This window comes from Saltatorellus ferox (assembly GCA_007751475.1).
Taxonomy (GTDB): Bacteria; Planctomycetota; UBA1135; order UBA1135.
In genome coordinates, this window is record CP036434.1 from 2970390 (window position 1) to 2992113 (window position 21724).

Annotated in this window: 16 protein-coding genes; 11 read left to right on the plus strand and 5 right to left on the minus strand. The window is 68.0% G+C overall.

Features of this window, described 5'->3' with window-relative positions:
- The first annotated feature begins 340 nt into the window (after positions 1–340).
- Complete coding sequence (locus tag Poly30_RS10585; RefSeq protein ID WP_145197022.1) at positions 341–2731, plus strand: sulfatase; 2391 nt, start codon at positions 341–343, stop codon at positions 2729–2731.
- Between the two features lie 5 nt (positions 2732–2736).
- Positions 2737–4365 (plus strand): hypothetical protein, encoded by a 1629-nt coding sequence (locus Poly30_RS10590; RefSeq protein WP_145197024.1) that lies wholly within the window; start codon positions 2737–2739, stop codon positions 4363–4365.
- Positions 4366–4392: 27 nt separating this feature from the next.
- Here the strand turns inward: Poly30_RS10590 and Poly30_RS10595 are convergent, their stop codons facing one another.
- On the minus strand, positions 4393–6042 hold the full coding sequence (locus tag Poly30_RS10595) for a hypothetical protein (protein WP_145197026.1): 1650 nt from the start codon (positions 6040–6042) through the stop codon (positions 4393–4395).
- 193 nt (positions 6043–6235) lie between these two features.
- Between Poly30_RS10595 and Poly30_RS10600 the strand changes: the two genes are divergently transcribed.
- Positions 6236–8137 (plus strand): S41 family peptidase, encoded by a 1902-nt coding sequence (locus Poly30_RS10600; protein WP_145197028.1) that lies wholly within the window; start codon positions 6236–6238, stop codon positions 8135–8137.
- Here the strand turns inward: Poly30_RS10600 and Poly30_RS10605 are convergent.
- On the minus strand, positions 8126–9523 hold the full coding sequence (locus tag Poly30_RS10605; RefSeq protein ID WP_145197030.1) for a dihydrolipoyl dehydrogenase family protein: 1398 nt from the start codon (positions 9521–9523) through the stop codon (positions 8126–8128). The genes Poly30_RS10600 and Poly30_RS10605 overlap by 12 nt on opposite strands.
- Before the next feature lie 164 nt (positions 9524–9687).
- On the opposite strand from Poly30_RS10605, the gene Poly30_RS10610 reads away from it, so the two are divergent.
- Together Poly30_RS10610 and Poly30_RS10615 are read left to right on the plus strand one after the other, a co-directional pair.
- Positions 9688–10227, plus strand: coding sequence for a PAS domain-containing protein (locus Poly30_RS10610; protein ID WP_145197032.1), 540 nt, complete (start codon positions 9688–9690; stop codon positions 10225–10227).
- Positions 10224–11453: a methyl-accepting chemotaxis protein gene (locus Poly30_RS10615; protein WP_145197034.1), complete on the plus strand. Its 1230-nt coding sequence runs from the start codon at positions 10224–10226 to the stop codon at positions 11451–11453. The genes Poly30_RS10610 and Poly30_RS10615 overlap by 4 nt, the downstream gene beginning before the upstream one ends.
- 37 nt (positions 11454–11490) lie before the next feature.
- Here Poly30_RS10615 and Poly30_RS10620 read toward each other — a convergent pair whose 3' ends face one another.
- From Poly30_RS10620 to Poly30_RS10630, 3 genes are all read right to left on the minus strand, one after another.
- Complete coding sequence (locus Poly30_RS10620) at positions 11491–12486, minus strand: tyrosine recombinase XerC (RefSeq protein ID WP_145197036.1); 996 nt, start codon at positions 12484–12486, stop codon at positions 11491–11493.
- Positions 12487–12516: 30 nt separating this feature from the next.
- Positions 12517–12897: a hypothetical protein gene (locus tag Poly30_RS10625; RefSeq protein ID WP_145197038.1), complete on the minus strand. Its 381-nt coding sequence runs from the start codon at positions 12895–12897 to the stop codon at positions 12517–12519.
- 122 nt (positions 12898–13019) lie between these two features.
- The gene (locus tag Poly30_RS10630; RefSeq protein WP_145197040.1) at positions 13020–14372 is read right to left on the minus strand and encodes an MFS transporter; all 1353 of its coding nucleotides are present in this window, start codon (positions 14370–14372) and stop codon (positions 13020–13022) included.
- A gap of 98 nt (positions 14373–14470) precedes the next feature.
- On the opposite strand from Poly30_RS10630, the gene Poly30_RS10635 reads away from it, so the two are divergent.
- The 6 genes from Poly30_RS10635 (at position 14471) to Poly30_RS10655 (ending at position 21552) form a co-directional block, all read left to right on the plus strand.
- Positions 14471–15955: an anthranilate synthase component I family protein gene (locus tag Poly30_RS10635; protein ID WP_145197042.1), complete on the plus strand. Its 1485-nt coding sequence runs from the start codon at positions 14471–14473 to the stop codon at positions 15953–15955.
- A gap of 181 nt (positions 15956–16136) precedes the next feature.
- Positions 16137–16988 carry a HEAT repeat domain-containing protein gene (locus Poly30_RS10640; RefSeq protein WP_419191234.1) on the plus strand — a complete coding sequence of 284 codons (852 nt, stop codon included), beginning with the start codon at positions 16137–16139 and terminating at the stop codon, positions 16986–16988.
- A 43-nt stretch (positions 16989–17031) separates the two neighbouring features.
- The gene (locus tag Poly30_RS10645) at positions 17032–17790 is read left to right on the plus strand and encodes a hypothetical protein (RefSeq protein WP_145197046.1); all 759 of its coding nucleotides are present in this window, start codon (positions 17032–17034) and stop codon (positions 17788–17790) included.
- Positions 17787–18965 (plus strand): hypothetical protein, encoded by a 1179-nt coding sequence (locus Poly30_RS28350; protein WP_419191235.1) that lies wholly within the window; start codon positions 17787–17789, stop codon positions 18963–18965. The genes Poly30_RS10645 and Poly30_RS28350 overlap by 4 nt, the downstream gene beginning before the upstream one ends.
- 203 nt (positions 18966–19168) lie before the next feature.
- Positions 19169–20557 (plus strand): exodeoxyribonuclease VII large subunit, encoded by a 1389-nt coding sequence (gene xseA, locus Poly30_RS28355; protein ID WP_419191236.1) that lies wholly within the window; start codon positions 19169–19171, stop codon positions 20555–20557.
- Positions 20554–21552, plus strand: coding sequence for a glycosyltransferase family 2 protein (locus Poly30_RS10655; RefSeq protein ID WP_145197050.1), 999 nt, complete (start codon positions 20554–20556; stop codon positions 21550–21552). The genes xseA and Poly30_RS10655 overlap by 4 nt, the downstream gene beginning before the upstream one ends.
- The last annotated feature ends 172 nt before the right edge of the window (positions 21553–21724 follow it).

Sequence of the window (21724 nt, forward strand, 5' to 3'; positions counted from 1 at the left end):
TGCGTCGATCCGTGGCGCAGACTCCCAGGGCCGGCCGTCGACCTGGTCGGCCGGAAGCCTGGGATCTTCGGCAAGATCTGTGGGTCGGAAGCGCATCAGTGATTGTGGCTGGCTTGAAGCGGCGCACCATCGGACCGGGATGCTGCCGGTGCGTGCCGCTGCCCTATCGATGGGCTCACCCGCGCTGTTCTGCTGCGTGCTGGTCTCGCGATGATCTCTTATGGGCGCTGAAGGTCGAAGCTGAGACGCTCCGCCGGACACGGGCTGCACGAGTTGAGTGCTGGCTGGATTGGTGGTAGCTTCCGTTCATGTCCCCACGACCCTCTTCACTGGTCAAGCGATGAAGGTAGCTCGCGCAACGGCCGTCCGGGTTTCGGGGATCTTCCTGTTCGGGACCTTCACCTGCTGCTGCCTTGCATGGCTCGCGCTGCTTTCGTCGACTTCCTGCGGGCCTCGCGGCGAGGGCGCCGGCGACGGAGGTCCGCGATGGGTGCGCGTGGATTGGCTGCCGCTCACCGAGCGTCCATCGGGCGATGAGATTCCGGTCGCGCAGTTCGGGGCCCGAGACTTCGACGCTGCCTGGCGCGTCGAACCGGGCGTCGGGCAGGTGATGCTGGCGCTGACAGAGGACGAGGAAGCACTTTCGGAGCTTCTGCTGGAGGGAGCAGGCGCGCGGCTCGCTTCGCTGCCGTTGGATCTGGTGGCCGCAGATCTGCATCGCGCCACCCTCCTCCTCGATGTGCCGCCCGGAGAAAAGGAGATGATTCGCCTCGCCTTTCTCACCGGCCCGCGGGTTCGCGCCTATTCCGAGCTCCTGACGGTGGAAGGAGGGAGCGGGCAGGAACGCGCCGAACTCGACCTGGCCCAGGTGAGACCCCTCGAGGGCCGCTTCGACTCGATCGTTCTCGAGACAGCGGGAAACGCCGCCGCCTGCGAGGTCCGCTCGCTCCAGTTCACGAGGACGTCGCTGCTTCAGTTCCTGCCGACGCCCCACGACGGTGCGGGACTCGTGTCCGTGGGCGACGACGGGCGCCTCGGCGTCGCGCTCGACGGGGAGCACCCGGTGGAGTTCGAACTGGAGGCCCCAGCGGGCGCCGCTTTCCAGATGTCGTACCGCGTGGGACCCGGAGCTTCCTACGGCGATGCCGTGCTCGTGCTGGAGGGCGACGGCTTCGCGCAAGAGCGTCTGCCCCTCGGGGTAGCGGCGTCGGAGGAGTGGCGCGTCTTCCGTCGGACGCTGACGGAAGCCCTGTCGGGCCCGGTCCGCGTCAGTCTGGAGGGCGGAGGCTCCACGGATGGAGACGTCATCGCGCTCGTCGCCGACGCGGGCGCACTCGTGGGTCGGGGCGAGACGCCCCCTTCGACGGTGCTGCTCATCACCTCGGATACCCATCGGGGAGAGCTGATCGGCATGACCTCCGGTGGTCTCGTACGGACCCCAGCGCTCGATGCCCTGGGCGCACGGGGACTCGTCTTCCTCGACGCCGCGGCGACCTCGAACGCCACCAATCCATCGCACGTGGCCCTGATGACGGGGATGCACCCGCGGGACACGCACGTGGTCACGAATCGGGATCCATTGGGCCAGCGAGCGCAGACCCTGGCCGAGTACTTCGCGTCTGCAGGCTACCGCACGGCCGCCGCCTTCAGCGCGTTTCACCTCGGCGACGAGACGAGTGGACTGGCCCAGGGCTTCGACCGCTACGACGGACCCGCCGCGCCCACCGGCGGGAACTTCGATGCTTTCGCTGGCGCGGCGTCGGCCACACGGGACGGAAGCGAGACCGTAGCGCGAGCCCTGGCGAACCTCGAGGACGCGGAGGGCGCGCCGCTCTTCTTCTGGGTCCATGTGTTCGATGCGCACGCGCCCTACAAGCCGAAGGGCGCCTTCGACGGGCGCTACCTGGGTCGTCAGAAAGGCGCGGACATCACGGGGCCGGGGTTACCGGTTCCTCCTGAAAAGGTCCCGCGCTTCCTCCAGGGCGTGACGGATCCCGAGGTTCCCTGGGCGCAGTACCGCGCGCTCGTCGACTACGTGGACCACTTGCTCACGCCTCTTCTGCAGACGCCGCGCGTGGCAGCGGGCATCATCGCCTTCACGTCGGATCACGGGGAATCGTTCGGTGAGCACGGCGTCTGGTGGAACCACGCGGGCGTCTACCCCGCGACGACCCAGGTGCCGCTGATCCTCGCCTGGCCGGGTTCGGAGGCGCGGACCATCGACGTGCCGGTTCGGCAAGCGGATCTGGGGAAGACGATCCTTCGTCTCGCTGGCCTGGAGGCGCCGGATTTTGGCGGCAGGGATCTGCGTCTCGCGCTGGAGCCGGAGCCTCGAACGTCGCCGCGCTTCACGCTCGGGTATCACGCCCGGTCGGCTTCAATCGACGATGGGCGCTGGTGCCTCGTGCTTCATCTCCAGGAGGAGTCGAACGACGAGGGGACCCGGACGTGGCGTCCGGGCGAGGTCGAGCTGTTCGATCGGCTGACCGACCCGACCTGCGAACGGGACCTGGTCGAGAGCCGGATCGAGACGGCCCGCTCGCTCCGGGCGAGGCTCCTCCAGTGCCTCGCATCGGGAGACGTCGAGGGCTATCGGGCGGAGTACCGTGTGAAGGCGGGGATCGACTCCGTGCTCGCCGAACTCGGCTACTCCGGCGGCGCCGAGCTGACCGGGAAGTGGTACGACCCGGACCGCGGCGACGCTTTCCTGGAGCGCTTTGGTGACGATTGAAGGCCGTGCAAAGTAGATCGAACGAGTCGAAGCGCCCGCTGGCCGTCGGAGCCCTGATCCTGGCCGTGGCTCTTTTTGCCTTCGGCCTCGCCTGGACCGCGTGGCTCTCGGACGATGCGTTCATCACGTTCCGCTGCATGGACCAGTTCGTGCATGGGGAGGGGCTTCGCTGGAACCAGGGCGAGCGCGTTCAGGCCTTCACGAACCCGCTCTGGCTCCTGCTGCTCGCGCCGTTCTACGCCCTGACGGAGAACATCGCCGCGGTGGCGTACGGGGCGAGCTTCCTGGCGACCGCGGTGGCGCTGTTCCTCGTGGCACGCGCCGCCACCGGGCCCGTCGTCGCCGCGTTCGGGATCCTCGTTCTCGCGGGCTCGAAGGCCTTCCTCGACTACTCCAGCTCGGGCCTGGAGAATCCGCTCCTGCACGTCGCGCTTCTGCTCGGTGTCGGAGCGTTCCTCGGCGGCGGTGATCCCGCGCGCCGAGCGGGTCGCGTGGCGCTGGCCACCTCGATGGCTTTCGTCACCCGCCCGGACTCGGCGCTCTTCATGGGGGTCCTGTGCGTCGCGGCCTGGGTCCAGAGCCCGACGCTGTCCACGACCCGGCGGATGCTGATCGGGTGGGCTCCGGCGCTGGGCTGGGAGGCCTTTTCACTCGTCTACTTCGGCACCTGGGTTCCGAACACCGCGATCGCCAAGGTCGGGGCGGGGCTCCCGCGCGACGAGGTGCTGGCGCAGGGGGCTCGCTACCTGTTGAACTCAATGCGCTGGGATCCGTTGACGCTCGGGACCCTGGCTTGCGTGGTGCTCGTCACGCTCTTGCGGGGCCTGCGTCGGAGGGAATCGATCGTCGCCCTCGGGCTCATCCTGCATCTCGCCTACGTGGTTCGCGTGGGCGGGGACTTCATGTCCGGTCGCTTCTTGACCGCGCCGTTCGTCGTGGCGGTGTTCCTGATGGTTCGCCTCCGGCTGGACAGGCGCGTGATGGGGGCGGCGGCTCTCGCGATCGTCGCACTGGCGACGTTTCATCCGCGCAGCTCATGGGGGCCGCGGCCCGACGCGTTGGCGTTCCTCGACGCCGGCGCCTCCGGAGGTATCACGGACGAGCGCACGATCTACTACGGCTACACGGGGCTTCTGTCGAAGGGCCACCCTGCCTGGGGGCGGCTCGTCGACGGAGACCCATATCCGCCGGCAGGAAAGGCGCGCGAGCGCTTCGAGGCGGGCGAGCGCGTCCAGCAGCAGACCCAGGTGGGCTTGCTCGGCTTCCTGGCTCCGCGCGAACTGCACCTGATCGACGTCTTTGGCCTCGGTGACCCGCTCCTCGCGCGCCTGCCGCTGACCAACGCCCGGGGGGCGCCGATCTTTCGGCACAAGCTGGATGAGTTCGGCCGATTCTGGCGGCCAGGACACCTGCGTCGCAACCCGCCCGCGGGCTACCGACAGAGCCTGGAGACGAACGAGAACCGGATCCAGGACCCGGCTCTCGCGCGGTACTACGGTGCCGTTCGCAGCCTCACGCGTGCGCCGATCTGGAGCCGCCAACGCTGGGAAGTCCTCGTGGGGTTCCACCGGGGACGCTATGGCGGGGACCTTGCGAAGTGGCGGAGCGAACAGCCTGCACGCGATCCGGGCTGACGCGCTCCGCCATCGCCGGCGCTGGGATCAACGGAACCGAATGGAGATCGCGTCCGAGAAGTTGCTCGTCACCGTCGAGCTGGACCCGTCGCGGTACCAGAGCTGGGCGTACCAGGTGTCACCGGGCTGGACAGCGCGCGGGCCGTTCGGCTGCGGGATCACGTTGAGGAAGATGTCGACGGAACCAGAGCCGTAGTTGCCTCCGTTGAGCAGTGAGTACTGCGCGCGCCCGATGGCGCCGCCGAGGCAGAGCGTGCCGACGCTTCCCGGGGGCTGCACGCCGTTGCCAGGCGTCAGGGAGAAGAGCGGCAGGCAGAGGCTGCCGCTCCGAAGTCCCGTGGCCACGAGCTTCATCTTGTTGAAGGCGATGACGTCGGAGCCCACGGAGGAAAGCCGCGCGGGACGGCCCGTCACGTTGACCTCGCCGGCGCAGTACTGGTTGCCTTCCTGAACGAAGGTACTGCGGAAGATCGCCTGGTAGGCACTCGTCCCACCCGGGATCTCGAGGTTGGCGAGGCCGTAGATACCGCCCGCACCGTTCATGGCCGTCGCACCCTCCAAGACGATCGATGGATAGATCCTATAGCCCGGATCCGCGTATCCGTCGCCGTCGAAGTCCACCTCGAGACTCGAGGTGGCCAGTGGGATTCCCTCGAAGGTGGCGCCGGGGAGGGTGTCGCTGGGGACGGCTGTCAGGGCGAATCCGCGCTCATCGAGGTGGGTGGCGCCGATCGTAGCGAGGGCGTAGGGGCCGCTCGGCATTTCACGTCCGTTTCGAAGTCCCACCGTTTGATAGGAGGCGCCACGAGTCAGGGTACCTGCGAAGACGATGTCGCCCTGGCTGTTGATCTGCGGCGCGTAGAATCCGAGCCAGGTTTCACCGGGAGAGGCGTTCAGCAGGGTACCGATTCCGATGGGGTCCCCCGAGCGTGCCTCTCCTCCGTTGGGAAACGTGTAGATCTCACCGTTGACGAGAATGGCGGAATGCTGGGAGGGGGCGAGCCGAACCCGGGCGATGAGGTTCTGGCCATCAGCAGACACGTCCGCTTCGTACACGCGGTCCACCGTTTCCGACGTTCCGGGCACCGCCTGTCCATGTTGCAGCAGGATCTCGCCGGCGGGATAGCGTGCCCAGGTGAGGGGGCCGGTGGTCGACGAGTTGGCTCGCCCGCGCAGGATCACGTCCCCAGGTACGGTGTTGATGACGTCTTCGAGGAGCGCCCAGGTGTCACCAGAGCTTCCGATCTCGGAGCCGATTCGCGCGAGAAGGCTGTCCTCGAGCCAGGCGGCTCGGGTGCTGTTCACCACGCCTGACTGGGAAAGGTAGGCGAGCTGCTCGCCCGCGAGACTGGGTCGAAGAAGGCTTTCCTGGTCGATACCAGCGAGAACCTGCGGACGGCGCAGGATGCGCGGGCCGCCCGCATCCGCAGCGGACAGCTCACCGTAGAGAACCGACTCCTGAGCGCCAGCGGCGTTGACGTAGCTCGCTCTCGAGATCCAGCCGGAATCAGCACCCGCGCGAAACTCGAGGATGAAGTTCAGCGTGTCGGGGGTGGTGGTCAAGATGTCAGCGACGGCGATGACTTCGGCCGACGGCACCTGTGCGGACGCGAGGGGAGCGAGGCTCAGCAGCAGCGCAGCAGAGCGAGAAGCGGCGCGTGTGAAGCGAGTTAGCATGGGGAAGATTGGGTGGGGGACGGAATGGGAAGGAGCCTGACGGCTGCGGGTCTCCAGAGTACCTCGTTACCATTGTTTCGGGAGTGTTCGAGGGAAAGGGCGGTGGCTCGGGACCCTTTCTAGTGCTCATCACTGGGCATTCCGATCTTCGAAGTCTCCGTTACGGGCCGATCCCTCCGTCCGTATCCCCGGCATGAAGCACACTCCTCTCGTCCTCGCAGCAGTCCTTTCCATCCACGGCGCCAACGAGGCGCGCTGGGTTCAGTCAATCTTCGAAAGTTTGGGATCCGCTCCCGGCACGCATCGCGTTCGAGGGAGCGCTTTCCCCTCGATCACCCAGACGGGAGAGGATAAGGCGTCGCCCTTCGACGGGCTTCGATGGTCCAGCGGCCTGCCCGAGGTCGACGTCGAGGGCACCTGGTATCGGCCCGTCTCGATCGACGGAGTCAGCGTCGCATCGATCCTCGAGTTCTGCGAGAAACGCTGGCCGGGGAAGCGGGAGAAACGCTTCGGTGAGGACCTCGTGGAAGCGATGGCGCTGATGGGGCACGGGACCGGCCGATCCGTGAGCTTGGATCTCGTGCGCCTTGCAGACGGCGTCAAGATCGAACTCGCAGCGGTGGCGATGACGAAGGCCAAGCGTCAGGCGATCTGGGCATCGAACCAGACCCATCGTTCGAGCGGACGCGTCTCTCCTGCCGCGCCTTCCGCCGTTCCCGTCGAACTCGCGCGCCGCGACCTGGAGCGATTCGGAGCCGGTTTGCGTGATCGCTTCGCCTACGTCTCGCTCAAGGGGATCGACCTGGAAGCAGAACTCGAATCGCTCTCCGAAACCCTTCGCGCCGAAGTGGACGTGGCGTCGCTGGCGAACGCGCTGAACCGCCTTCTCATGCGCTTCGGCGATGGACACGCCCGCGTCGAAGCTCCTCGCCCGCGCGATCCGGGTCGACACCTTCCGTTTCTTCTCGACACGGCCCAGGGCGGCATCGTCGCCTTCGATCCTGATCGCACGCGATTCGTCGATCGCAGCCGGCCGTACGTTCAGGCGATCGACGGCGACCCCGTCGCGCATTGGATCGGGGCGATGTCCGAGCAGGTCGTCGCCGGGAGCCCGCAGCTGGTGCAGCACCGCGCGCTCCGCGCCTTGCGTGAGATCGAGCGTGCGCGTGAAGCAAAGGGCTACGACGCCAGCGACGTGATCGAGTTGACGCTTTCGTCGAAACCCAAGGGGGGCCGCAAGAAGACGATCACGCTCGATCTCCAGCCGCGAAGGCCCACGTACGGTACGTGGCCAAGGACCGAGACGCGCCTCGTCACCGCGCAAGAAGCGGGCGGCGCGAAGGGCGGGATCGGCGTGATTCGTCTCGCCGAGATGGACGATGAACTCATTCCGGAGGTTCGCCGTGCGATGCAGCGATTCCGCGGCACTGCAGGTCTGATCCTCGACGTGCGCGGGAACGGCGGCGGACAGCGCGGGCTCTGCGCAGCGCTCGCGGGCTACCTCGTGGATGAAGTGACCGGACCGGTGGTCGGCAACGTCGCCGCCTACCGACTCGCGCCGGCGTTCCGGGAGGATCATCTCGGGGGCTCGAGGCTCCTCTACCGGGCCGATGATCCGCACTGGAGCGGCGCGCAGAGCCGGGCGATCGCGGACTTCGCGGCCACCTTCGAGCCGGAGTGGAAGCTGCCCGATGGATTCAGCGAGTGGCACTACCTCGTCCTCGATCGGACAGGGCACCCGGACGAGTTCCACTACGACAGGCCGGTGATCGTGCTGACGGACGAGGCCTCGTTCAGCGCGACGGATATCTTCGCGGCGGCGCTGGGCGAGCTGTCTGGAGTGACGCTTCTGGGAACGGCCACGGGCGGAGGCAGCGCTCGCGTCCAGACCTTCGACCTGCCCGAGACCGGCATCCGGGTCCGCTGCGCGTCGATGGCCTCGTTCCAGCCGAATGGCCAGCTCTACGACGGACACGGCGTGGCCGTGGACGTCGAGGTAGAGCGCGCGCCCGCAGATCTACTGCTCGGCGGTGGCGACGCCCAGATGCAGGCGGCGATTCGCCTGATCTCGGAGTCCGGCGGTTCACCGAAGTAGCTTGGGCAGATCGGTTCCGAAGGTCGGAAACGCGAACACGGTTTTTGCCAGGTCGCTCGCTCCGATGCCGTGCTGCATCGCGAGCGCGATCAGATTGATGAACTCGGATGCGCCGGGCCCGAGAAAGTGCGCCCCGACAATCTCATCGCTGTCGTCGGCGATCAGGATCTTGTAGCGCGCATGGGTTTCGCCGCGTTTCTTCACGGTGCCCCAGCTGCTTCGGTCGCCCTCCTCGACGCGCAGGTCGGCGTATCGCTCGCGCGCGTCCTGCTCGCTCAGCCCGATCCTGGAAAGGTTCGGCGCCGTGAAGACCACGGAGGGGACCTGGTTCGAGGTGGCGACCAGCCTGGGCTCGGCGGCTTCGAGCCCCAGCGCCCGGGTCACCGCAGCCACGACCCTGTCGGCCTCGACGTTCGCCGCCATCGTGAGGTGCGGCATCGACGTCTGGGCGCAGTCCCCGACGGCAAAGATGTGATCCGTACCGACGCAGACGAGATGGTCGTCGACGACGAACCCGCGGTCCTTCGTGAGTCCCGCGCTTTCGATCCCGAGGCCGTCGACGTCGACGGCTCGGCCCAGGCCGAGGACGACGCGGTCGCACTCCAGCGTGGCGTCGTGGGCCTCCGTGTGGGAGGTGCCCATCGTGACTCGATAGCGCTCTCCAGCCTTCTCGATGCTCTTCAAGTCGCGATCGGTGTGGAAAGAAATGCCCGCCCGCTGGCTACGCTCGACCAGCGCGTCGACGAGCTCCGGCTCGAAGCCGTCCAGCGGCCGCGGGTTCGATTCGATCACATCGACCTCGCAGCCCGCTCTCGTTGCCAGGTGAGCGAACTCCATCGAGATGTAGCCACCTCCCGCGAAGACGATCTTTCCGGCGAGCGTGGGCAGGTCGAAGAAGTCGTCGCTGGTCACGGCGTGTTCGATCCCCGGGAGGTCGGGGACCACGGGCTGGGCTCCGATGGCGAGACAGATCCGCTCGCCCCGCAGGACCGAGTCGCCGACGCGTAGGCGGTGGGGGTCCAGGAACGTCGGCGGGCCAACGAAGAGATCGATCCCGTCCTCGGCGAAGCCCTCTCGGGTGCTGTCAGGAACTTCCTCGGTGAATCGACTCGTGAAGTCTCGAAGCTGGTTCCAGTCGATCGTGGCCGGGTCGCTCGCGATGAGCTTCCCGCCGGCGATGTCGGTCCAGTCCACGAGTTCGGCGGCCAGCGCGAGGACCTTCTTGGGGTTGCAGCCGCGTAGAGCGCAGGTACCTCCCGGAACCCGGGATTCGATCACGGCGACGCGCGCGCCCGCCCTGGCGCAGCGGCGAGCGACCGTACCTCCGGCCGGTCCGGTGCCCAGGACGATCAAATCGTAGGAAGACTCATTTGGGGTGTGCGTCATGGGAAGAGTTTGGCGGAGGCCCTATGGCGCTCCTTGGATCGAGATGAGGACCGCCCGGGCGAGTGGTGAGACTCCCCTGTCAAGCCAATGGCCGCCCGCAGCCGATGGACTCAGGGACAACCCCAGCTCCATCGGCCCATCCTTCCCTCTCGCTCCGATCTCCCATGACCTCCGCCCTTTCCCACGGGTCGAAGACCGCACTCACCGGTGTCGAACGGCGCTTCGACTCCGACGAGATCCTGGTCAGCAAGACGGATCCCAAGGGCCGCATCACCTACGCCAATCGGACGTTCTTGCGGCTGGCGCAGTACTCCGAGCAGGAGCTTCTCGGTGCTCCCCACAGCATCATCCGTCACCCGGACATGCCAGGCTGCGTATTCCAGCTCCTCTGGGACACGGTGATGGCCGGGGAGGAGATCTTCGCGTACGTCGTCAACCGCTCGAAGAGCGGCGACTTCTACTGGGTGCTCGCCCACGTCACGCCCACCTTCGGGGGCGACGGGCGGATCCTCGGCTATCACTCGAACCGACGCTGTCCGTCGCGCGAGGCCATCAAGACCGCGAGCCAGCTATACGGGGAGCTGAGGGCCTTGGAGCGCGCCGCAACGTCCCCTGCTGCAGGCCGCGCGCAGGCCGCGGCGCGCCTCGGGCAGATCCTCGACTCCTGCGGTCAAACCTACTCACAGTTCGTCTTCGGCTTATGAGCGAGTTTACTGGCAAGGAACGACTGGAGAGACGCTGCGCCGAGCTCCAGCGGAGGCTTCAGTCCCAGACGGAATGGACCGACCGGCTCCACCGGGTCTGCTCCGAGGCAGCGCGCGGCAATCTGGAGCCTCGCATTCTTTGTATCGAAGCCTGCGAGGACCTGGCGCCGGAGTTCGCGGAGGCGCTGCACTCCGTCAATCAACTCCTCGATCTGACCGACGCTTGCCTGCGCGAGTCGGGAGCTGCGCTGGGTGCCGCCGCCAGGAACGAGTTCCACCGACGAGTGCTGGGCGCCGGGTTGCACGGCTCCTTTTCACGAACGGCGCACCTGATCAATCGGGCCAGCGAGCAGATGGCCGAGCGCCACTCGGCGCTGCAGTCCGCCAAGGATGCCCAGAAGCAGCTCGCGCTCGACTTCGAGCGAGAGGTCAAGGGAGGGCTCGATTCGGTCGTCCAGGCGTCCGCCGCCTTGCGCGAGACCGCCACTTCGCTCAGCCAATCGGTGTCAGCCACGAGCGCCGAGGCGACGCGCGTGAAGAGCGCGGCCAGCGCCGTTTCGACGAGCATGCAGGAGATCACCGCGGCCGCAGAGCAGATCTCGGGCTCGATGGCCGACGTCGCCGGGCGTGTTCAGGAGTCCACGGACGTTGTCCGTCGCGCCCGCGGCATCTCGGCGTCCTCGCGTCGAGACGTGGCGGGCTTGACGGCGTCCTCCGATGAGATTCGCTCCGTCGTCAAGCTCATCGACGAGGTGTCGTCCCAGACGAACCTGCTCGCGCTGAACGCGGCGATCGAAGCGGCGCGCGCGGGGCAGGTCGGAAAGGGCTTCGCCGTGGTCGCGGGCGAGGTCAAGAGCTTGTCGGGCCAGACCAAGGACGCGGCGGCGCAGATCGCCGGCGATATCGAGGGAGTGCGCGAGGCCGCAGGCGTGGTTGCCTCCTCGATCATCGAGATCGATACGACCCTGGATCAGCTGGACGCGTTCACGCAGGTCGTGGACGGCTCGGTCCACGAGCAGTCGAAAGTGACGCGCGAGCTGACGGACGCGACGCGGGTCGCACTGGAAGGCGCGCGGGACGTGACCTCCAGCATCGAGCAGGTCGATCACGCCGTTCAGGACGCGGACCGGTCCTCCGAGCGCGTTCGCGAATCCGCCGCGTGCCTGGAGGAGCTGGCGGCTGACCTCGATCGGCGGATCACCAGCTTCTTGAGCACGATCCAGTGACCGCCGCCGCCGCCGGGGAGAGAGCGTCAGGCTCGGCTCAGGCGCGCGGGTGCGCCTTTTCGTAGATCTCGGCGAGTCGGGCGACCGACACGTGGGTGTAGATCTGCGTCGTGACGAGATTCTCGTGGCCCAGCAGCTCCTGGACGGAGCGAAGGTCTGCGCCCGAATCCAGGAGATGCGTGGCGAAGCTGTGCCGCAGCGTGTGCGGCGTCGCCTTGCGGGTGATGCCCGCGGCCAGCACGTGCTTCGCCACCACGTTCTCCAGGCTGCGCGTCGTCAGTCGCCCGCCGCGGCGGTTGAGAAACAGCGCGTCGCCGGCGGCCTGCGCGGGCTTCGGACGCTCGGGGTCGGAGAGGTAGAGGGTGAGCGCTTCCCGCGCGAAGCTGCCGACGGCGATCAGCCGCTCCTTGCGGCCCTTGCCGACCACGCGTGCGATCCCGCGGCCAAGATCGACGTGCGCGCGATCGAGGCCGACCGTTTCCGCCGCGCGGGTGCCGCCGGAGTACATGACCTCGAGGATCGCGCGATCGCGTCGCCCGAGCGCCGTGGTCGGATCGGGGGCCAGGAGAAGCGACTCGACCTCCTTCGGACTGAGGACCCCGGGCAGGTGGCGCGCGCTTCGTCGCTGGCGCAGCCCGACCGCCGGGTTGGCCTCCAGCAGTCCGCGCTCCACGAGTCCCTTGAGGAACGTGCGCGCGGCGGAGAGTCTGCGCTGGATCGTCGCGCGCGCGAGGCTGCGGTCGTCGAGGCTCCCGAGCCATCCGCGCAAGGAGCGTGGCGTGACCATGGCGGGGGAGGTGACCCCGCGCGACGCCAGGAACGAGACGAGGTCGGAGAGATCGCTGCCGTAGGCGCGGAGCGTGTGCTCGGAGGCGCCGCGGGACGAGCGAAGCCTCTCCAGGAAGCTATCCACGAGAGGCCAAAGATCCGACTCCAGAGCGTCGGCGCCCTGTATGGGCAGAGTCTTCAGCGACAGCGCCTCTGCCGCCTTTTTGGCCGGCGGTCCGGTGTTCGTTCGGGGGCGGTCCGTCACTCGATGTCCGCCCTCCAGGCGCGTCGATGCCTACTTGATGCTGCCGCGTCGGCGGCCACGCATGCTGCCCTTGTCCTCGGGCTGCTCGTCGTCACTGCTGCCGCCACCAGCTTGCATGGCTGCGGCCTGGGCGCGAAGACCCTTCAGGAGGATCTCGCGGGATCCAGGGTTGATGCCCGCCGTGAAGCCTTCGGCCTCCGACTTCGTCAGGGCGGCTTCGAGTTCCTTGCCAGCCTTCTCCTGGGCGGTGAGGAACTTCTCGAACGACTCCACCTTCCTGGTGAGAGCCTCGACCTCGGCCTGCAGGGCGACGACCTGGGGGTCGGTGACCTGGCTGGTGGGGGCAGTGGCGAAGTTCGAGGTGAACAGCGCGCCGAGGGCGCACGTGACGGCGATGGATTTGCTGATCATGGCGTGGAGCTTATCGACGCGTTTGAGCAGGACATGAAGGGGGAACCTGCCAGGACTCACCCGATCCGAAGATCGCCCTCTCGAATCAGGAACGATTTTCCCTGTGCCAGGGGCCGCAAGGCTCAGGTGGGGGTGGAAACCGGGGTCGCGACAGGTTCCGGCAGCTTCTTCGACAGCGCCAAGGGGACGAGCAGCACGAAGGCTCCGAGGGCGTATGGGGCATAGCTGCCGAAGCCGTAGTAGAGGAGCCCGCCCGCCAGCGGACCCAGGACCCGCGCGAGGCTGCCGAAGCTGCGGAACACCCCGAGGGCGAATCCCTGGCGATCGTCCGGCACGTAGCGGCTGGCGAGCGAGGAGAAGCTGGGCATCACGAGCGAGCTACCGACCGACACCAGCGCCAGCGAGGCGTAGAGCAGCGCGGCCGATTCCACCCGCGTGACGGCCGCGATCCCGATGAAGCCGGGCACCGTCAGGGCCATCCCGAGCCACGCGACCTTCCGCTCGCCGACCTTCGGCACGAGGCGCCGGACGATCCCGCCCTGGACGAAGGCGATGGTCAGGCCGATGAAGACGAACATGTACGCGTTCTGGCGCGGCCCGTAGCCAAGGTGCTCGGCGGCGAGGAACACGAGGGTGAACTCCATGGCGCCGAACGCCGTGAAGTAGATGAAGTACGCGATGTTCAGGGTGTGCACACCCGGGAACGTGAGGCGCCTCAGCGAGGCGAACGGGTTGATGCCGCGGCGATGCTCGGGCGGCGCGGTGGCGGGGCGCATGTCCTTGGTCTCCGGGAAGCGCAGGGCCGCCCAGAGCAGGTTGATCACCGCGAGGCCGAACGCCACCGTCGCCGCGCCGCTGAACGGGTTGACGCCCATGGACGAGGCGCTGGCCCAGGCGTCCGTCAGGTCCCAGCCCGACGCCAGTCCGCCCAGCGCGGGCCCGACGACGAAGCCGAGCCCGATGCCCGCGCCGAGCACGCCCATGCCCTTCGCTCGATCCTTGCCTGCGTGCGTGTCGGCGACCGCGGCGGAGGCCGTCGAGATGTTGCCCGCCATGAGCCCGCCCACGAGTCGCGCGATGACGAGCAGCGCGAACGTCCCGGCGAAGAACCAGATCACGTACGACAGCGCGGTGCCGAGCAGCGTGAAGAGCAGGGTGGGCCTACGACCGATCTTGTCGGAGACAGCGCCCCAGATCGGCGCGAAGAGGAACTGGAGCCCCGAGTACAGCGACCCCAGGATGCCGCCGAAGAGCACGATGACGGCGAAGTCATCGTTGACGATTCCCTGGAGCCAGCTCGCGAGCCGACCGATGGCGCTGGCCGCTCCCTCGCGGTCGACGTACCACTCGAGCATCTTCGGGAAGAGGGGGAAGATGATCGAGAATCCGACCATGTCCAGGAAGACGGTCAGGAAGATCAGGCCGAGGACCTTGGGCTTCCTGGGCGAGGATTCGATCGGTGAGGTGGGCTCCATGGCGAACGTTTTACCCGCTGGGGGGCGGGGTCCTCACCGGCCTGGCGGAATTCCGGGCGAGGTTCGGGACCCGCGCTGGCGTTAGACTCGAGGGACAGATGGAGAAGCGCACTTTGACGCCGGTCGTTCATCGGCTGGAACTGCCCGAAGGGGACGTCTTGCCGCTGCTGCTGCGACGCCTCCGGGATCGGCCCGGCCTTCTGGTGCTGGATAGCGCGGGCGGGTCGCCGCGGCACTGGTCGCTCCTCGGCTTCGATCCGTTCCTCTCCTTCGACGATCCCCGCGTGGCGCCCACCAGCCTCGACGGGCTGGAGTCTCTTCTCTCGGACGTTCGTCTCGCTCCGGGTTCCACAGCCGAGGAAGGCCTCGGTCCCTTTGCCGGCGGCTTCCTCGGTGCGCTCGCCTACGAGCTAGGCGTGCGCGGCGAAGCCCTCGACCTACCCGAGCCCGCCTGGCCTCAGCCTCGGATCGTCGGCGGCCTCTATCGCGACTGGATCTGGTGGGAGCCCGCGTCCGAAGGACCGCCACGGGCATGGTTGATCGTCTCCGAGGATTCCGCTCACGGGATGAGCGCAGCGGAAGATGCCGCGCGACGGGCGCGGGAGATCCTGCGGTTGATCGAGCCGGCGCCGCGCGCCGAGGAGTGGAAGAGCCCGTGGCCTCTCGAGGGCACGTCGGAGGCGCCCGGCGATCGAACGGTTCCGCGAAAGACCCACTGCGCTCGGGTCGCCGCGGTCCGCGATTCCATCGGACGCGGTGAGGTGTACCAGGCGAACATCAGCCATCGGATGATCTCCACGGCGCCGTCGGATCCGCTGGAGCTGTACCTGCGGCTACGGGAAACGAACCCGGCGCCCTACATGGGCTTCCTCCGATTCCGGTCCGGCGAGGACGCGTGCGCGCTGCTCTCGTCGTCGCCTGAACTCTTGCTCGAGCTGGAGGTCGACCCCTTGGGCCAGCGCATCGCCCGGACTCGACCCATCAAGGGCACGGTCGCCCGCGGCGCCACCCCTGAAGAGGATGCGCGCCTGCGTGATTCGCTCTTGACGAGCGAGAAAGACCTCGCCGAGCTGGCGATGATCGTCGATCTGGAGCGCAACGATCTGGGCCGGATCGCCGAACCCGGGCAGGTCACCGTCGGGCCGTTCCCGGAACTCGAAACCTACGCGGCCGTCCATCATCTGGTCGCCGACGTTCGCGCACGGGTGGCGAGCGCTGCGACGGCCATGGACGTGGTCGCGGCGCTCTTCCCGGGCGGCTCCATCACGGGTGCTCCGAAGCTCCGGAGCATGGAGGTCATCGCCGAGCTGGAGGAGGAGGGCCGCGGCTTCTTCACCGGCTCGATGGGCTTCCTCGATCTTCGTGGCCACGCCGCGTTGAGCATCCTCATCCGAACGATGGTCCACAGGGTTCAGGAGGGGGAGGCCGCGGTGTCTTTCCACGTGGGCGGCGGGATCACCTGGAATTCAGATCCCGGCCATGAGGATGATGAGACTCTCTGGAAGGCTGCGGGGATGCTCCGTGCTCTGACCTCGTCCGGAACGTCCCCCGTGACCTCTCCAGTGGACTCACAAGCGCGTTAGACGCACGTATGGCAGACTCGCTCCGGTTCTTCGACCTGCCACAGTGGCGCTTCGCGGACCCCTCGAGGCCCTTGGCGTTCTGCTGCTTGGCCCCTGGAGGGACGGCACGCAACTTGCCATCCTATCCATGAACCCGTACCCCCGGGTCGAATCGCCACGGCCCTCACATCAGGACTCATCCATGATCACGATCGCTTCCCTACTTCTCCTGATCGCTCCCAATGGAGCTCCCGAGAGCCTCGCCTACGGCCTCTCCCCTTCCTCGGTGCTCGAAGCCCTTCAGCCATCCGTTTCGCTGATCCAGGACGACGAAGAGGGTGAGAAGCCCGACAAGCGCGAGGAGATCAAGGAAGCGCTGAAGGAGCTCAAGGGTCACGCGGGCAAGCGCGGCGACGAGGACGCCCAGGCGCTCGCGATCATCGACACGCTGCTCCAGGAGTTTCCGAACTCCGGGCCCAAGGATCGTAAAGACATCGTCAAGGGCCTTGGCGACTGCATGAAGCAGAAGCGCAAGCCGACGAAAGAAGGCGTCGTCGACAACAAGCTTCACATCGCGGCGGCCACCGCGCTCGGACGCATGGCGCCAGAGAGCGTCAAGGAACTCATCACCTGGGTGGATCACAAGAACTTCGCCAAGGACTACGCGGCCAAGCGAGCGATCATCCTCGCGCTGGGTAACACCCAGGACGAGGACGGGATCGCCCCGCTGACGGACCTTCTGACCCACCACGAGCCCCAGGTTCAAGCGGGGGCGGCCGAAGCTCTTCAGCAGTACGTGGGAAAAGAATCCGACGTTCGCAAGGAGATCTTCAAGGAGGTCCTCGACGAGGTCTCGCGCGTGAAGAACGCGCTGGACATCGACCCGACCGATCCGATCGTACGTCAGCGGTACGACGCGATCGCTGGCCCCATGCTTCGGACGCTGACCGATCTCTCCGGCCATGAATCCAACGACCCGACGGAGTTCTTCTCCTGGTGGAACGACAACAAGAAGCGCGATTGGGACAAGGCAGAAAAGGGGAAGGATGCCTGACGGGGACCGTCCCTCCGGCATGAACGCCAGAGGGCCTTTCGCCGTGAGTACCTTTCCAGCCCGCCGCGGGCAGATTCTGGCGCGTGGGCTGCTCTTCCTACCGGCCCTCGCGTTGCTGGGATTCACTCTCTGGCAACGCGCGGAGGCTCCGCCCGTGCCGCAGGCGCACGGAGGGCCCACCGAACCCATGAGAACGGGCGAGGTGGGCTCGGTCGATGGATGGGAAGCTCGCGTGACGCGTGAGGGCGCTGCACCGTTGCGTCTGCGACTGGAGTCGCTGCATCCCGAGGCGGGGCGTCAGGCGTTCGACGCGGCCGCGCTGGCTCGGACCCTCAGGCGTCCGGCCGGAGGGGCTTCCGTTGCGGCAGATGATCGGGCCGAGCCATGGCGACTGACGGTCAGCGTGGCGGCGCGCCCGGGCGGCGCGTCGGCCGAGGGGCCCGCGGTGGTCGACGATCTGGGCGCGATCCGGCTCGACGGCCTGGAGCCGCTCGTGCCCGGGTCAATCCGCGAGGCACGGATGGCCTCGGAAGAGGGCGTGGCCGGTTCCGCCCACGACCCGCTCGTCTCGCTGTTCCGCTTTCCCCAGGCTCCGCTCCGCGAGGGGGAGGCCTGCGACCTCATTTTTTGGGGCGCTCAGCCCGAGGGGTCCGTCCGGGCCGTCGTTCCTGGATTCGGTGACGTCGAATTGATGGCGAAGGCGCGGGCCGCCAATCGTTCGTCCAGCTCGATCGCACGGCTCGACGCGCGCGGTGGTCGGGACCTTCCCGACGCTCCAGCCGCACGGGAGGGCGAGCGATGATCTCCTTTCTCCTCGTGCTGCCCCTGGCTGGCGGAGCGACGCTGCTCTCCGCTTCTTCGTTTCCAGCGCACGCCAGTAGACAGGCCAGCGGGCAGGCCAGTGGGCAAGAGGCCGGGCAGGCCAAAGCCGGGAAACCTACCGAGCGAGAGCGCGAACTCCTGGCGCGGGTTCGAGAGCTCGAGGCCGAACTCCGCGAGGTCCAGATCAACAGCCTGCGCCGCCAGGAAGAATGGATCGAGTACACGCGCGTTCTCCAGCTCTTCTCCAGGCGGATCCCCGAACCGCCTGCCTTCATCGTCGAAGCGCTGAAGCCGGCGCCGGATCCCCTGGAGGAGCATCGTGCCCGCGAAGAGGCTCTCCTCCAGGTGCGGGCCGACGAGATCCTGCGCTCCCTCCGCTCGCTGTTGATGACCGAGGGCGTTCGCAATCTCGACATCTTGGAGGTCGGGCGCCCCGTGTCGGTGGAGGGGCGGGCAGGCACGGGTCCCGTGATCGGCCGCCTCCTCGACGATCGCGGCCGCATGGTCGGCATGATCAAGGCGAATCGTATGCGGCTCGAACCGAGCCGATCCGGTCGAACGATCACGATCGTGATGGAGGATGGCTACGAGTCGCGCCAAGGCGTGAGGCAGCCGTTCGAGGGCGGCACCCGCCGTCTCTTCCTGGGCTCGGTCGACCCGGAGCCGTGGATCGAGGCTTTCCCCGATCTCATGGACGACGCCGACGTCGCCCCGGTGATCGACGATGGCCTGTGGGATCTCGTCTCCGTGCGTTCGCGTCTGGCGAGGCTGCTGGCCGCGAGTTCGGAGGCCGGCGGTGCCGTATGGCGCCTGGCGGGGATCGGCGGGATCCGAGAGGGACAACTCCGCGACGTGCAGTTCGCCGAGATCGACTCCCGGACCGGGCAGGTCTCGCGGCGCGTGTTCGCGGACAGCGGTCGCATTCGGACCATGGACGGCCGCGGCATCGAGATCTCGCTGACCGATGGAACCGTCCGTCGCGGCGACCGGGCCGCACCGTTCCTGGAGGGGCGCTTCCGCCTGATGCTTCCGTACGCCGATGCGGACGCGTGGCGCGCAGCCGAGCTGCCGGGACTGAGTCCGCCGAGGCAAGCTGCCACGCAGCCCGCCCCGGCTTCGGCGGCAGTTCCAGAGGATTCCGCTGCCATCCGCTGAAGTCGTGCCTGCCGTGCGGTAGCTTCTCCCGGGTGAGCCTCTTCGACGATTTGCCGCGCAAGCCGCGCGGTGCGAGCTACCGGCCGTCCCAGCCACCTCCCGCCAGGAGACCCGCACACGCTCCTGCGCCCCCGGGGTCTTCTTCTGGGTCCACACCCGATCCCGCTGCCACCGGTGCCGCAGGGGGCCCGGCGCCCGAAACCGTGGGGGAACTCACCGCGCGGATCGACGCCGCCCTCAAGCGCTTCGGTCGCGTCGCCGTCGAGGGCGAGATCAGCCGGCCGAAGACCGTGGCCTCGGGCCACGTGTTCTTCACGCTGAAGGACGCGCGCGCCGCGATCGACGCGAAGATCTGGCGCGGTCAGCTCCAGAAAGCGCTCCCTCCGGGGATGAAGCTGGAGGACGGCGCGCGCGTCGTCTGCCACGGAACCCTCGACGTCTACGCGCCCTATGGCAAGCACAGCCTGATCGTGGATCGCGTCGAGGCGCGCGGGATCGGCGCGCTGCTCGCGGACCTCGAGCGCCTGAAGGCCCAGCTTCGCGAGGAAGGGCTCTTCGATCAGCGGCGCCCGCTGCCGCGGTTTCCGCGGATGGTTGGCGTGGTCACGAGCCGCGACGCCGACGCATGGCGCGATTTTCTGCGCACGCGTTCGCTCCGCTGGGCGGGCTATCCGGTTCGGATCGCGCACAGCCGGGTCCAGGGGAAGACGGCCGCGAACGAGATCGCGCGGGCGATCCAGGCGCTCGATCGAAGCGGAGTCGACGTCATCGTCGTCTGCCGCGGCGGGGGCGCCATCGAGGACCTCTGGTGCTTCAACGAAGAGGTCGTGGCGCGCGCGATCCACGCCTGCAGCGTGCCGGTCGTCACCGGCGTGGGGCACGAGACGGACACCACGCTGGCGGACTTCGTGGCGGATCACAGGGCGCACACGCCGACGGACGCGGCGCAGACGGTGCTGCCGGATCAGCGCGCGATCCGCGACGCGATCGACCGTCAGAGCGCGTACCTCGGTGACGTGATCGAGCGACTGCTGGCCCACCGCGAGGAGCGACTGGCGAGGGCCGGACGCTCGCGTGCGCTCAACTTTCCCGGGGTTCTGGTGCAGGAGCGCGCCCAGCGTCTCGACGGACTCGGGCGGCGGGCGCGGGCTTCGCTGGAGGCACGCATCGCCGAGCGAGCCACCCGGCTGGAACGAATGGCCTCGCGGCTGGAGCGCCAGAGTCCGCTGGCACGACTTGCGCGCGTCGAGGAGCGGCTCGGCGCGCTCCACGGCCGCTTGCAGAGCCACGTGGATCGCCGGCTGGAGGTCGCGGGCGAGCGGCTCGGCCGCGCGGGCGCGTCCCAGGTCGCGGCCATGGAGCGCATACTCGAGCGCGCCACCCGACGGCTGGAGCCGGCGGCTCGTACCCTCGAGGCCGTGTCGCCGCTCGCGGTTCTGGAGCGCGGCTATTCGATCACGCAGACCGCAGGTGGCGTGGTCGTGACGGACCCGACCACCCTCGCGAAGGGAGCGGTGCTGAAGACGATCGTCCGCGGCGGCGAGGTCGAGTCCACGGTGGTGGAAGCGCGCGCGAAGCCCGCGAAGGAATGAGCGCCCATCGAAACTCGGAGTCCGTCGCGGGCGCGGGGCTCTTCGACGGCCTCTTTGCGGTCGTCGTGAACTGGAACGGCGAGCTGGCCGACAACCTGCGCTGCCTGGCGTCGCTCGTGGCCGATGGCGTTCCCGAGGAACGGATCTGCGTCGTCGACAACGGATCCGACAACGGATCGCGGGAGGGCATCGACGCGGCGCATCCGCGGCTCCTGCGCATCGACAACGGAGCCAACCTGGGCTTCGGAGAGGCCGCCAATCAGGGGGCGCGCCTCGCGCTCGAGCACGGCGCCCGCGCGGTGGTCTTCATCAACAACGACCTCTGGCTGCCGATGGGGGAAGGCACGCTTCGCGTGCTGGTCGAGGCCCTCGAGTCGGACCCTCGGCTCGGGATGGTGGGCCCCCGCGTGCTCTTTCCGCCCGATGAAGGTGAGGGCGGGGCGACGCGGGTCTGGTGCGCGGGAGGGCGGCTGGACTTCCGCCAGAATCTGTCCACGCTCCTGGGCAACGGTCAGCCCGACGGTCCACCGTGGACGGAGACGCGGGACGTGGACTACATCGTCGGTTGCTCCGTGCTGGTTCGAAGGGAAGTGCTGGAAGAGGTCGGCCTGTTCCGGTCGCGCTACTTCGCTTACGTCGAGGACGTCGAACTCGGCCTCCGCGCCCGGGAGGCCGGCTGGGGGGTGCGGGTGGTGGGTGCGGTGCGGGCGTTCCACGCACCCTCCAGCGCCACCGGCGGAGGCTACGGGGCGCGCAGGAAATGGATGCAGGCGCTCAATTCGGTCCATTTCATGCGGGAGCACGGCACGCCGGGAGGATGGGTGTCATTCCTGGCTTTCGACGTGGCGACGCTCCTGCCTCTGATCCTCTGGCGCTCTCTGAGAGGAGAGGGGCGCCCGGCGCTGGCGAAGGCGAAAGGGCTCTGGGACGGCCTGCGGGGCCGTGAAGTGACCGCCGAAGCGCTGCGACCGGGTGCCTCGCGGCTCTGGCCCTGAAGCCCGGTGGAAGGCCGGGGCGGCTCGCGGAAAGGGCTTTCCCGCCCGATTGGCACGGAATTGGGGGGAACGTTCGGCCCCTGTCAGAACGTCCAAGCAAACGGTCACCGGTTGGTCTCGATGTCCTACGGACCTTACTCTGATCCTCCCCGACGATCCCCGCCTCTCTCGC

What these genes read in the sequence shown, in the direction of transcription:
- Poly30_RS10585 (WP_145197022.1), top strand. Translation starts at nt 341, where the DNA reads ATGAAGGTAGCTCGCGCAACGGCCGTCCGGGTTTCGGGGATCTTCCTG.
- Poly30_RS10640 (WP_419191234.1), top strand. Translation starts at nt 16,137, where the DNA reads ATGATCACGATCGCTTCCCTACTTCTCCTGATCGCTCCCAATGGAGCT.
- Poly30_RS28350 (WP_419191235.1), top strand. Translation starts at nt 17,787, where the DNA reads ATGATCTCCTTTCTCCTCGTGCTGCCCCTGGCTGGCGGAGCGACGCTG.
- Poly30_RS10595 (WP_145197026.1), bottom strand. Translation starts at nt 6,042, where the DNA reads ATGCTAACTCGCTTCACACGCGCCGCTTCTCGCTCTGCTGCGCTGCTG.
- Poly30_RS10625 (WP_145197038.1), bottom strand. Translation starts at nt 12,897, where the DNA reads ATGATCAGCAAATCCATCGCCGTCACGTGCGCCCTCGGCGCGCTGTTC.
- Poly30_RS10655 (WP_145197050.1), top strand. Translation starts at nt 20,554, where the DNA reads ATGAGCGCCCATCGAAACTCGGAGTCCGTCGCGGGCGCGGGGCTCTTC.
- Poly30_RS10635 (WP_145197042.1), top strand. Translation starts at nt 14,471, where the DNA reads ATGGAGAAGCGCACTTTGACGCCGGTCGTTCATCGGCTGGAACTGCCC.
- Poly30_RS10605 (WP_145197030.1), bottom strand. Translation starts at nt 9,523, where the DNA reads ATGACGCACACCCCAAATGAGTCTTCCTACGATTTGATCGTCCTGGGC.
- Poly30_RS10615 (WP_145197034.1), top strand. Translation starts at nt 10,224, where the DNA reads ATGAGCGAGTTTACTGGCAAGGAACGACTGGAGAGACGCTGCGCCGAG.
- Poly30_RS10610 (WP_145197032.1), top strand. Translation starts at nt 9,688, where the DNA reads ATGACCTCCGCCCTTTCCCACGGGTCGAAGACCGCACTCACCGGTGTC.
- Poly30_RS10630 (WP_145197040.1), bottom strand. Translation starts at nt 14,372, where the DNA reads ATGGAGCCCACCTCACCGATCGAATCCTCGCCCAGGAAGCCCAAGGTC.
- Poly30_RS10600 (WP_145197028.1), top strand. Translation starts at nt 6,236, where the DNA reads ATGAAGCACACTCCTCTCGTCCTCGCAGCAGTCCTTTCCATCCACGGC.